Here is an 11,494-nt window from a genome sequence, read left to right on the forward strand (position 1 = left end):
CGTTGCCCACTGTCACATAGAATGGTGACAATGGTGTGACCCGGACCCATTTCACGTGCCATTGCAACAGCACCAGCAACATTGATCGCCGAAGAGCCGCCTAAATAGAGGCCTTCGTCTCGCATTAAAGCATAGATAAAAGGCAAGGCATCTTTATCGCTGAGACAGAATGGCATATCAACAAACGCTTTTTCCAGATTAGCGGTGATGCGTCCTTGACCAATGCCTTCTGAAATTGAATTGCCTTCGGCTTTAAGTTCACCATGTGCATAGAAATTATACAAGGCAGACCCTTCAGGGTCAGCAAGGCCAATTTTGATATTGGGATTCATTTCTTTCAAGAATTGGCCAACGCCAGCCAATGTACCGCCAGATCCAACTGAACAGATAAATCCATCAACCTCATGGTCGGTTTGTTCCCATATTTCGGGTCCCGTGGTTTTGTAATGACCGTCAAGATTGGCTGTATTATCAAACTGGTTTGCCCAGATCACCCCACCATTATGCGCCCCACTTAATTCCTGGGCGAGGCGTTCAGAATAACGGACATAATTGTCTGGATTTTTATAAGGTACGGCCGGAACAAGGCGCAGATCAGCACCATAAATGCGGAGATATTGTTTTTTTTCATCGCTTTGTGTTTCAGGCATTACGATAACAGATTTATAACCTTTGGCATTACCAACCATGGTCAAGCCAATACCCGTGTTGCCTGCCGTGCCTTCAACAATCATACCGCCAGGGCCTAGCAACCCTCTGTTTTCGGCATCTTCAATGATAGCGAGCGCTGCGCGGTCCTTTACCGAGCCACCTGGATTCATAAATTCAGCTTTGCCCAGAATAGTACAACCTGTCATTTCGGATACAGCACGAAGCTTTATCAGAGGGGTATTGCCAATAGATGCCAAAAAATCATTTTTATGCATTACAAACAGTTCTTCGTTCAGGGATGAAAGGGAATAGAAATCTTAATTCATAATAAGCCCATTGTTGCTGGATGCAAAATTGTTTTTAAAATTGACGGTTGGCAGAATTACAAGTTCATGCCAGTTTAATGTGTTGGTTTAGTTAATCGCTACACATCGAATTGTTTGGACAACACATGGCCCGCATCACACTTTTACGGCATGGTAAAAGCGAAAACCCCCAAGCTGGGTTTGCTGATTTTGATCGTGCGCTTAATAACCGCGGGCAAAAGAATGCTGATAATGTCGGTAAAATGATGATGCGCCAGAAGATGTTGCCCGACCTTGTGCTTGTATCACCAGCAGTGCGCACCAAGCAGACATATGAAATTGCGTCCCAAAACTGGTCTGATATTCCGATGGAATTTGTTGATAGCCTTTATGAAGCCACAGCAAACCAGTTGATGTATGTGATTGAAGAACGGGCAGGGCAATACCAAAATGTGCTTGTGATTGGCCACAATCCTAGTCTAGTCGTTCTGCTTAATCGTATGGTTGGATCTACACATACTGACAATAATTTGTCTTATTTTCCGACATGCTGTCTTGCTGACATTGGTTTCGAAGCCGATAGGATATGCGATATAAACCCTGAGGACGGGCGTCTATTATCAATTATACGTGCGCGTTCTTTGGATCATCATTCTCTTTAGCTTGTGATGCGCTAGTTCATTCATTCAAGAAAAAAGATGGGTTTTTCCCCTACATTGCGTTGACAAGTATGTTTTAGCGTATTAAAACGCTGAAACATACGACATAATATATGGTTCACATGAAGCGTAATGAAATCGAAAGCGAGCATGAACAGGATCTGTTTGATGCCATACTGACACTGGAGAATAACGAAGAAGCACGAAGCTTTTTTTATGATCTTTGTACGCCTGCCGAATTAGAAGGGCTGGTGGATCGTTGGCGTGTGGCACAGATGCTTGTTCAAAAAGTGCCATATCGCAAGATCGCTGAAGAAACAAGCGTCAGCACAGCGACGATTGTCAGGGTCGCACGCTTTCTTAATAACGGTTTTGATGGCTATAAAACAATTATGCAACGCCAAGGTAAGCTCTAGGTAAAGGACAATGAAATAATGAATGCGATGAGTGAAAACGGCAGGTTGAAAATTGCCATGCAGAAATCAGGGCGTCTGGCTGACATGTCGATGCAGTTACTTGAAAAATGTGGCATTTCGCTATCCAAGAGCCGTGACCAGCTTTTATGTATGGCGGATAATTTTCCGTTAGATGTGTTTCTGGTGCGCGATGATGATATTCCAGCTTTTCTGGCCACGAATGTGTGTCAGCTAGGGATTCTGGGGCAAAATGCATTGCTGGAACAGCAAGCAAATGAAAATGGAAAATATGCCGGACTAGAGGAAGTTATGGCGCTTGGTTATGGTAAGTGCCGTCTTTCGATCGCTGTGCCGAATGATTTTGACTATAAAGATGTTACGTCGCTTGCTGGTAAGACGATTGCAACGTCCTATCGTGGGTTGTTGTCAAACTATCTGGCGGAAAAGAATGTTTCTGCCGATATTGTAACGATGCAGGGCGCGGTTGAGGTTGCCCCACGTACCCATCTTGCTGATGTGATTTGTGATCTTGTTTCAACGGGTAATACGCTAAAATCAAATGGATTGCGCGAAACCGATATTGTTATGCAATCGCAAGCTGTGGTTATTAAAAATGCTATAGATGACCCTGAAATCAATTTAATCTACGAAAAGCTTATCGCGCGATTACGTGCCGTTTTACGAGCCGAAAATAGCCGCTATATTATGCTGAACAGCCCGATAGATTCGTTGGATGCGATTAAGGCGGTATTGCCCGGTTCGCAATCTCCCACTGTTATGCCGCTACAGGGGCGTGACGATATGGTCGCTGTGCATGCGGTCTGCGAAGAGGGGGTGTTTTGGAATACAATGGAAGCCCTGAAAGCCAAAGGTGCCAATTCCATTCTAGTTGTGCCAATCGAAAAAATGCTGGATTAGAGGCAAGATATGACGACCAATAAAAATCAATCGACATCGGCTATCGTTAATCGGGCACGCCCTGAAATTCTGTCGATGAAAGGTTATTCATCTGCCCGTTCTCTTCAAACTGGCGCAAATACATCTATTTTTCTTGATGCTAATGAATGCCCTTTTGAGCCATTTATCGGCGCAAGTAATCTGGCGCGTTATCCGACTCAGCAACCTGTTAGGCTAGCTGTCGCGATTTGTGACTGGCTGGATATTTCAACACGCAATCTGACTGTTACACGTGGTGCTGATGAGGCGATTGAATGTCTAATGCGTGCCTTTTGTGTGCCAAATACCGATAATGTTGTGATTTGCCCCCCTACCTTTGCCATGTATCGTCAATCAGCCATCCTGCATTCGGTTGAAACACGGGATGCACCACTCAATGATAGCTTTGCTCTTGACCTTGAAGCCATTAGCAAGGTGGTGGATGCTAATACCAAGATGATATTCATATGTTCGCCAAATAATCCGACTGGCAATGTCATGGCGCGTGATGATATTTTAAGCCTATGTGCGACTTATTCTGAGCAGGCATTGATCGTTTTGGATGAAACCTATATCCAATATGCCGAGGCCAGTAGTTTAATTCCCATGATTGAGGCGACGCCTAATCTGGTGATTTTGCGCACGTTATCGAAATCGCACGCGGCGGCAGGTTTGCGTTGTGGTGCAACGATTGCACGTAGTGAAATTACCCAGCTTTTACAAAAGGTTTTGGCGCCATACCCTCTGGCCAGTCCTGTTGTTGAGGCTGGGCTTGCTATATTGACGTCTAAGAATCATCGACAACTAGCCGAAAAGCGAAATGCGCTTATTGAGCGCCGAGATCGGTTTATTCCGCTTTTGGCTAAACTACCGATGGTTGACGAGATTTTGCCAAGTGATGCAAACTTCATTCTGTTACGTGTTCAGGACGCTGACGCATTTTATGCTACCTGTCTTGAGGCTGGCATTGTCGTGCGCAATCAGTCGCACCAGCCAGGTTTGGCCAATAGCATCCGCATATCGATTGGCACAGAAGATGACATGAATATGCTTATGGCGGCGCTTCGTGGTGATAATATGGAACGCGAAAGTGAAGCCCCCAGAATTGGTAAGGTCATCCGCAAGACCAGTGAAACTGCTATTTCGGTTGCTGTGAATCTCGACAAGGCATCACCAGTCAATATCAATACCGGTATCGGATTTTACGATCACATGCTGGATCAGATTGCCAAACATGGTGGCTTTTCCTTGGAAGTTGAATGTGACGGTGATCTGCATATTGACGCGCATCACACTGTTGAAGATTGTGCGATTGCGTTAGGTCAGGCGATCCGAACGGCACTAGGTGATAAACGCGGTATAAATCGCTATGGCTTTATGCTGCCAATGGATGAAACATTGGTGAATGTAGCGCTTGATCTGAGTGGTCGTTTCTATCTTGATTTCAAGGCTGATTTTCCAGCTACGCATGTAGGTGATTTGCCTACCGATATGGTGCCGCATTTCTTTTATTCGCTAGCCGAACATATGCAGGCTAATCTGCATATTTCAGTAACAGGGGAAAATGCCCATCATATGGTTGAAGCCTGTTTCAAAGGGTTTGGCCGAACCATACGACAAGCTGTTCGTCGTGAAGGTAGCGAATTGCCAAGTACGAAAGGCGTATTATGATCGCCATTATTGATAGCGGTGGTGCCAATATTGCGTCTGTGCAATTTGCCCTCGAACGTTTGAACGCGCGCAGTATATTAACAACTGATGCTACGATAATCCGTGACGCAGAACGGGTGATTTTGCCAGGTGTAGGGGCAGCTCCTGTTGCTATGGACATTTTATCCAAAGCTAATTTGGTTGATGTCATTCATAGCCTGACGCAACCTGTTTTGGGTGTATGTCTGGGGATGCAGCTTTTGTTTGACCGGTCGCCAGAAAAAGCCGTTGGCAGCGATCAGGACACTAGCTTGCTTGGCTTAACATCTGGCAATTGTTCTGCCTTTACCCCAGCGATAGACCGCTCAGTGCCACATATGGGATGGAATAGTCTGGAATTTACCAGCGAGCATGCATTGCTTGATGGGATCGATCAAGGCGCATATGTTTATTTTGTACATTCGTACTTTGCCCCCATTAACAGTGCAACAATTGCCAGCTGTAATTATGGTGATCGATTTACCGCCATTGTGGCAGATCGCAATTTTATGGGATGCCAGTTTCATCCCGAACGTTCCGGCCCTGTTGGCGCACGGATTTTGAAAAATTTTCTGGAGATGCCAGCATGATAATCTATCCAGCGATTGATTTAATCGGGGGGGCTGTTGTGCGCCTTAATAAAGGTGATTTTGATCAGCAGACAACCTATGGCACTGATCCCGTGTCTGTTGCTAAATCATATGCGGATGCTGGAGCAAATTGGCTTCATCTTGTTGATCTTGATGGGGCTAAAAACCCTGCTAACCGCCAGCTTGAGTTGATTTCGAGAATTATTGATGAAAGCGGCCTTAAAGTCCAAACAGGTGGTGGTATCCGAAGCGTAGATGATGTTGCGGCATTGGTGAAGGCCGGAGCAAGTCGTGTTGTTGTTGGCAGTCTGGCGGTGTGTGATTATGCGGCAGGTGAGGCCTTGTTTGACAGATTCGGTGGTGAAACTATCTGTCTTGCGGCGGATGTCATGCCGGTAACTGATGCATGCGACGATATAAGCTATAATATCGCGCTGTCCGGATGGCAGGAAACAAGCGACTTGTCCCTGTTTGCGTTTCTGGGACATTACGCCGAACATGGTTTAGTACATTCGTTATGCACCGATATTGCCCGTGATGGCATGATGACTGGATGTAACCGCGATCTTTACACTGCGGTAAAAGCCACATTCCCGAATATCAAACTTCAGGCATCCGGCGGGGTAAGTGCGCTTGATGACATTATAGGCTTGCCGACGGATGGTGTGATAATCGGCAAAGCATTATATGAACGTGTGTTTAGCGTAGGAGAAGCGCTGGAGGCCGTAGCATGCTGACAAAAAGAATCATAGCTTGCCTAGATGTGAAGGATGGCCGTGTTGTCAAAGGGGTTCAGTTCCGCAATCACCGCGATATGGGTGATATATTGGAGCTTAGCCAGCGTTATGCCGATGAAGGCGTGGATGAGTTGGTGTTCTATGATATCACTGCCAGTGCCGATGGCCGTGTTGTTGATAAAAGCTGGGTAAATGCAGTCGCCAGGCGAATCAATATTCCCTTTTGTGTGGCAGGCGGCATCCGCTCAGTTGAAGATGCTAAAGTTTTGCTTAATGATGGTGCCGATAAGATTTCAGTTAATTCACCAGCGCTTGAACGTCCCGAATTCATCAGTGATTTGGCTGCGGCCTTTGGCACGCAATGCGTTGTTGTTGGCATAGACTCGCGCCGCGAGGATGACAGTTTTCAAGTTTATCAATATACCGGTGACGTTGAAAAAACGATCAAATCTAAACGCAATACTATTGACTGGGCAAAACAGGCTGTTTTGCTTGGTGCAGGTGAGATTGTTTTAAACTGCATGAATAATGACGGCGTCAAACAAGGCTATGATCTGGCGCAGCTAAAGCTGGTACGTGACGCTGTGTCGGTGCCCGTGATTGCATCTGGCGGTGCTGGTGATTACGATCATTTTGTTGATCTGTTTATGCAGACCAATATTGATGGCGGTCTGGCGGCCTCTATTTTTCATAGTGGACAGATACCAATCCCCGACCTCAAAGCCTATTTAAAATCCAAACAAATCGAAGTGAGAATTTAGCGATGTCTGTTCCTGACATGATCAACCTTGATGACCCCGACTGGAACAAGGGGGGGGAAAGCGGCTTGCTACCAGCTATTATTCAGGATGCGGATACACATGATGTGCTGATGCTTGGCTATATGAGCCGAGATGCTCTGGCGGCAAGCTATGACAGTGGCAAGGTTACGTTCTATAGCCGATCCAAGCAACGCCTATGGATGAAAGGTGAAAGCTCGGGCAATATGTTGACATTGGTTGATGTAAAACTTGATTGCGACAAAGATACCTTGTTGGTTACGGCAACACCTGCCGGGCCAACATGCCATACCGGAACATATTCATGCTTTGGTGAGCAATCAGCCTCAAACACAGCGTTTCTTGATCGTCTTGGCGAATTAATAAATCAAAGACATGCCGATATGCCCGAGGGTAGCTATACAACCAGCCTGTTTGAGGCCGGCAAAGCGCGTATAGCGCAAAAGGTTGGCGAAGAGGGGGTTGAGCTTGCTCTTGCCCGTATGAAGGATGACAAGGCTGAAATGACTAATGAAGCGGCCGATCTATTGTTTCATATGATGGTATTGCTGGAGGATTCTGATTTATCTCTGGCGGATGTTATTACCGTTTTACAGAATCGGCATAAATAGGCTTAATTGTGATAAGATTGGTCTTTAATTGGGAGACAGGAAAATACCATGCAAGACAAGATTGATCGGCCGCGTGCCATACCCACTAAACAAGCCGAAAATGATGCTTTTGTTGTAACCCGTTGGGATTTTGCCCCAGGTGCTGAAACAAGACAGCATATGCATGCGATGGATTATGTTGTTGTGCCGCTTACAACGGGCACGCTAACAATTGAAGGGGCAGATGGTAAGGTAACACAAAGCCCGCTGACAAGTGGGGTTTCTTATGCGCGCTATGCGGGCGTGGATCACAATGTGATTAATGATAGTGAAAGCCCGTTTAGCTTTGTAGAAATAGAAAGAAAACCCCATAAAATTACCTAATGACGCGTTGCTTGCAAATGTGTTGATTATTTATAATGCGCACGACGATCGCCAAATTCACGCACACGTTTGCGCCACGCTTCGTAACTGCCGCGCTTCAAAGTTTTGCGCATCAAAGTTTTGACCTGACTATCTGACAACCCATACAACATTTCTATCTGGGCAAAGCTATCATGGTCTGATATCGCCATTTGTACAATCTCGCTAATATCCTCATCGGCAAGCGAGGTGGTGATGTCGGTTTTTTTCATAGATGGCTGCAATTTTGGTTAAAGAGTGTTGAAATTCACCGCACAATGATAGCATTATAATTATTAACTAATAATAAGAAACGGAGTCGGTCACTAGCTTCCACTAACAAAAGGCCAGAATATGACAAATATTAAATTTAATTCAAGCAGACTCACGATCACTAATGGTTTGACCATTGGATACCGTCGTCGTCCAAAACATATTATGTTGAAAACATTGGTGTCTATGATGACTATCGGCACGCTTGGTTATGCGGTAATTGATTTCATAATTTAAGTATCAGTTCGACAACTCAGCTTTTATCACAGGCTGAAAACAATCCATAAATGTGTTGGAATAACAAGGAATTGGCTCCCCGGGACGGATTCGAACCGCCGGCCAAGCGATTAACAGTCGCTTGCTCTACCGCTGAGCTACCGGGGAATAGAGCCATATACCCTTTAGACTCACCGTAATCGGCAAATCCAAAGGCTTGGTGACGTGTTATACATCACCAACGCACAGATGCAAGTGTGTTTTCATCAAAATTAAACTGCATTTAACGTGCCATTTATATTGAAGAGTAAAATTCAGCTTATCGTTAGTAACTGCGTAGCGGCTTTTTGGATTGCGGTATTATCAAGCGCCCCTCCATCGATGGTCATTATGACGTCATGACCATGCGCGCGCGCCGAGCGTGTATAAGCTGGATCGTAATGCGTTTCTAATAAATCGCTAACCAAAGCATCCCAGTTACCGACTGAAGACAAGGTTTTCCAGCCTTTGACAGTTTCATGCCCATACCGTTTTACCAATCCATCAAATAGCGGTAATAACCGTTCTGGCTGGCTGGTCATATGATGGTAATCGCGTTTTAAAAAGGCGACGCGAGCCGAGAGTGATGCCGTGATGAGCACAGTTTTTGCAGTACGCATCTTTGCAAATAAATCCGCCGGAATATGAAGCTGCCCAATTTTATTGCTTTCGGCCTCGACAAAAACAGGACGTGCGCAATCAAACTGATCAAGGCAATATGCAATTTCTGATTCAAATAACCGCTGGGCCGGTTGATCAGCGTCCGGTTCAATTCCCAAAAGTGACCCACGGTGTTTAGCGAGGCCTTCAAGATCAATGACCTGCGCGCCTAAATCACGTGCCGCCTTTAAAATATGCGTTTTTGCAGTGCCCGTAACACCGCCAACCTTAATAACACGTAATGTCTGAGGTATCGTTTCAAGTTTTGCAAGTACGTCACGCCGATAGCGTTTATATCCACCATCAATAAGTTTTACATGCCATCCTATGTCGCTGAGAATTTGCGCCATGGCGCCGCTACGTTGACCGCCACGCCAGCAATAAACAAGCGGCCGCCAATCACGCGGTTTATCAGCCAAACTATCTTGTAAATGTGTAGCAATGTTCCGAGCCACCAACGCCGCACCAGCACGTTTGGCCTCAAATGACCCTGTCTGTTTGTACATAGTGCCAATATCGATGCGTTGCTGGTTCGTAAAGACTGGCAAATTAATGGCGCCTGGCAGGTGGTCGTCTGCAAATTCAGCTGGTGTGCGTACATCGATAGTCGAATCAAAATTGTCACTATGCCACCATTCAGTTATACGTTTTATAGGCGTGCCCATTAGCTGACACCGTCTGATGTTAATGTAATGCCAGTTGATTGATGCGATATGCGCCCAACTATTGCGGGTTGATGGCCAGTGGCGGTCAGTGCGGCCATAATTTTATCCGCCTGTTCAGGGTTAGCAAGCATCGCTAGTCCACCACTTGTTTGCGGGTCAAATAGCAATGCTGTCTTGTGCCTGTCAAATCCGTTGAAATCGAGACGGACAGCCGCTTGATTTTGAGCAGCCAGGCTAGAGACAACATTATCATTTGCCAGTAATTCTGCGCCGGGCAATGCAATAATGGAATCCGGATAAAGATAACAACCCATAGCCCCCGCACGTATTGCCAGATTGAGAGCATGTCGCGCCAAGCCAAATCCGGTTACATCTGTTACCCAGTCTATGCCATGTTTCATTGCTATGTCAGCCGCAACACGGTTGCTTTCACACATACTGTTGATTGATGATGTTACCCAGTCACCACGGGCTTTTAACTGCATATGACCTGCCATAACAATGCCTGTGCCAACAGGTTTAGACAATATAATGACCGCGTCATCTTTAACGGGTGACTTTTGAGCGTGATCAGGGCGAATGCCCGTCACCGCGAAACCAACAGATAATGTTCCATCTTCGCTAGTATGGCCGCCAACTAGCTTAACACCTGCCATACTATGCGCGAGCAATGCACCTGCAAGAATGTGGGTAAGCTGGTCAGTTTGTATTGATATTTTTGCTTGATTTAAATTAATAATAGCCAATGAATATAATGGTTTTCCTAGTACAGCGTATATATCACTTAAAGCATGAACTGATGCTATTTGGCCAAGCTTAAATGGGTCTGTAACTATCTCTGACAGCATGTCAACTGACTGCACTATGCGCATATCCGGCGAGGGTGAGACGAAGGAGGCAGCATCTTCTTGCAAGCTATCATCAGGCATCAAATCAGGATCAGCACCCAAGTCAACAGCAATGGAAACCGCGTCACACATGGCGTTTTGAAGGGTTTCATGACCTGTCTTAGCACCGCAACCAAGGCAACGCATAGCACTGAAAGCGGGATCGCTATTTTTAGCTTCGTTTGTGTTTATGCCCTTTAAATGGTCTAGTTTGGGGGCTGGTGGCATATCAAAAGATTTGTATTTATCTATAAAGCGCTGGTCTATCCAGATTTTTAGTTGCCATAAAAAACGTGATTTAAAGCCAAATGATCCACGTGCTGCAATGGCCGCCTCATCAGATGTGCCGATTAACGCCAGATAATTTGATTGAGGTTTCCATGCGAGAAGGGATTGCTGCCGAATATAACGGAATAAATTATGCGCCAAGATACGCCCTGCACGAACGGCAAAAACACCAGCTTTTGGTCTTGAATACGGATGCAAGGCAGCAATATCACCGCTAGCAAAGATATAAGGGTGGCTTAGGGACTGTAAATTTTGGCCAACGCGAATGAAACCATCTTCATCACATTCTATAGTCGATTCGGCCACCCATGAGGGCGGCTTGACAGCTGATACCAAAAAGCAAGCATCAAAATCATAGTTTTGGCCATCGCTAGATGAAAGCGATCTGTTATGAATTTTGGTGACTTTAGTATCTTTATGGACATATGCACCAATAGCTTTCAAATCAGCTTCGATCAATTTGCTAGCACGTGGTGCCATTTGTGGCATTAAACGACTAGATCGGCTAAATAGCCGCATTTTTGGTCGTTCTCCAGTATCGGCCAGCCATCGTTTTGATAAAGCAAGTGCCAATTCGCACCCCGCAGCGCCGCCGCCAATGACAGCTAAATTTTGCTTTTGTTTTGTTTTTATCACCTCATCAAGACGACGTTGAAATTGTGCAATCGGTTTTACCGGAATAGCGTGGTCAGCAGCGCCATCAATGACATCT

At 45.6% G+C, this 11,494-nt stretch carries 13 protein-coding genes and 1 tRNA gene; 9 read left to right on the plus strand and 5 right to left on the minus strand.

Annotated elements, in window-relative coordinates; translation table 11 throughout:
• Positions 1-926 (minus strand): cysteine synthase A (locus ABNT28_RS07740; RefSeq protein WP_348721332.1); only part of this gene is annotated, 926 nt, incomplete at its 3' end.
• A 176-nt stretch (positions 927-1,102) separates the two neighbouring features.
• On the opposite strand from ABNT28_RS07740, the gene ABNT28_RS07745 reads away from it, so the two are divergent.
• From ABNT28_RS07745 to ABNT28_RS07785, 9 genes are all read left to right on the plus strand, one after another.
• Positions 1,103-1,618 (plus strand): histidine phosphatase family protein, encoded by a 516-nt coding sequence (locus tag ABNT28_RS07745; protein WP_332924590.1) that lies wholly within the window; start codon positions 1,103-1,105, stop codon positions 1,616-1,618.
• A 110-nt stretch (positions 1,619-1,728) separates the two neighbouring features.
• A complete protein-coding gene (locus tag ABNT28_RS07750; protein WP_332924591.1) occupies positions 1,729-2,031 on the plus strand; it encodes a YerC/YecD family TrpR-related protein in 303 nt (100 codons plus the stop codon).
• 18 nt (positions 2,032-2,049) lie between these two features.
• Complete coding sequence (gene hisG, locus ABNT28_RS07755) at positions 2,050-2,949, plus strand: ATP phosphoribosyltransferase (RefSeq protein ID WP_332924592.1); 900 nt, start codon at positions 2,050-2,052, stop codon at positions 2,947-2,949.
• Between the two features lie 9 nt (positions 2,950-2,958).
• Positions 2,959-4,638, plus strand: a complete 1,680-nt coding sequence (gene hisC / locus ABNT28_RS07760; RefSeq protein ID WP_332924593.1) for a histidinol-phosphate transaminase — start codon at positions 2,959-2,961, stop codon at positions 4,636-4,638.
• Complete coding sequence (gene hisH / locus ABNT28_RS07765) at positions 4,635-5,246, plus strand: imidazole glycerol phosphate synthase subunit HisH (protein WP_332924594.1); 612 nt, start codon at positions 4,635-4,637, stop codon at positions 5,244-5,246. The genes hisC and hisH overlap by 4 nt, the downstream gene beginning before the upstream one ends.
• Entirely contained in the window at positions 5,243-5,983 is a 741-nt protein-coding gene (locus tag ABNT28_RS07770) for a 1-(5-phosphoribosyl)-5-[(5-phosphoribosylamino)methylideneamino] imidazole-4-carboxamide isomerase (RefSeq protein ID WP_332924595.1), read from the plus strand. Before hisH ends, ABNT28_RS07770 begins: the two co-directional genes overlap by 4 nt.
• Positions 5,977-6,744, plus strand: coding sequence for an imidazole glycerol phosphate synthase subunit HisF (gene hisF, locus ABNT28_RS07775; protein ID WP_332924596.1), 768 nt, complete (start codon positions 5,977-5,979; stop codon positions 6,742-6,744). The genes ABNT28_RS07770 and hisF overlap by 7 nt, the downstream gene beginning before the upstream one ends.
• A 2-nt stretch (positions 6,745-6,746) precedes the next feature.
• Positions 6,747-7,373 (plus strand): bifunctional phosphoribosyl-AMP cyclohydrolase/phosphoribosyl-ATP diphosphatase HisIE, encoded by a 627-nt coding sequence (hisIE, locus tag ABNT28_RS07780; RefSeq protein WP_332924597.1) that lies wholly within the window; start codon positions 6,747-6,749, stop codon positions 7,371-7,373.
• Between the two features lie 48 nt (positions 7,374-7,421).
• Complete coding sequence (locus ABNT28_RS07785) at positions 7,422-7,736, plus strand: cupin domain-containing protein (RefSeq protein ID WP_332924598.1); 315 nt, start codon at positions 7,422-7,424, stop codon at positions 7,734-7,736.
• Between the two features lie 26 nt (positions 7,737-7,762).
• On the opposite strand, the gene ABNT28_RS07790 is transcribed toward ABNT28_RS07785, so the two are convergent.
• From ABNT28_RS07790 to selD, 4 genes are all read right to left on the minus strand, one after another.
• The gene (locus ABNT28_RS07790) at positions 7,763-7,987 is read right to left on the minus strand and encodes a DUF2805 domain-containing protein (protein WP_348721334.1); all 225 of its coding nucleotides are present in this window, start codon (positions 7,985-7,987) and stop codon (positions 7,763-7,765) included.
• 349 nt (positions 7,988-8,336) lie between these two features.
• Positions 8,337-8,411 (minus strand) — tRNA-Asn (locus ABNT28_RS07795).
• 146 nt (positions 8,412-8,557) lie between these two features.
• Positions 8,558-9,607, minus strand: coding sequence for a tRNA 2-selenouridine(34) synthase MnmH (gene mnmH / locus ABNT28_RS07800; RefSeq protein ID WP_332925132.1), 1,050 nt, complete (start codon positions 9,605-9,607; stop codon positions 8,558-8,560).
• On the minus strand, positions 9,607-11,494 hold a 1,888-nt coding region (selD, locus tag ABNT28_RS07805; RefSeq protein ID WP_348721335.1), incomplete at its 5' end, for a selenide, water dikinase SelD. The genes mnmH and selD, both read right to left, overlap by 1 nt.

Source organism: uncultured Candidatus Puniceispirillum sp., assembly GCF_963979125.1.
Lineage (GTDB): Bacteria > Pseudomonadota > Alphaproteobacteria > Puniceispirillales > Puniceispirillaceae > Puniceispirillum.

Excerpts from the sequence above, each read along its gene's own strand:
- ABNT28_RS07745 (WP_332924590.1), top strand. The coding sequence starts at position 1,103 with ATGGCCCGCATCACACTTTTACGGCATGGTAAAAGCGAAAACCCCCAA.
- ABNT28_RS07750 (WP_332924591.1), top strand. The coding sequence starts at position 1,729 with ATGGTTCACATGAAGCGTAATGAAATCGAAAGCGAGCATGAACAGGAT.
- hisG (WP_332924592.1), top strand. The coding sequence starts at position 2,050 with ATGAATGCGATGAGTGAAAACGGCAGGTTGAAAATTGCCATGCAGAAA.
- hisC (WP_332924593.1), top strand. The coding sequence starts at position 2,959 with ATGACGACCAATAAAAATCAATCGACATCGGCTATCGTTAATCGGGCA.
- hisH (WP_332924594.1), top strand. The coding sequence starts at position 4,635 with ATGATCGCCATTATTGATAGCGGTGGTGCCAATATTGCGTCTGTGCAA.
- ABNT28_RS07770 (WP_332924595.1), top strand. The coding sequence starts at position 5,243 with ATGATAATCTATCCAGCGATTGATTTAATCGGGGGGGCTGTTGTGCGC.
- hisF (WP_332924596.1), top strand. The coding sequence starts at position 5,977 with ATGCTGACAAAAAGAATCATAGCTTGCCTAGATGTGAAGGATGGCCGT.
- hisIE (WP_332924597.1), top strand. The coding sequence starts at position 6,747 with ATGTCTGTTCCTGACATGATCAACCTTGATGACCCCGACTGGAACAAG.
- ABNT28_RS07785 (WP_332924598.1), top strand. The coding sequence starts at position 7,422 with ATGCAAGACAAGATTGATCGGCCGCGTGCCATACCCACTAAACAAGCC.
- ABNT28_RS07790 (WP_348721334.1), bottom strand. The coding sequence starts at position 7,987 with ATGAAAAAAACCGACATCACCACCTCGCTTGCCGATGAGGATATTAGC.
- mnmH (WP_332925132.1), bottom strand. The coding sequence starts at position 9,607 with ATGGGCACGCCTATAAAACGTATAACTGAATGGTGGCATAGTGACAAT.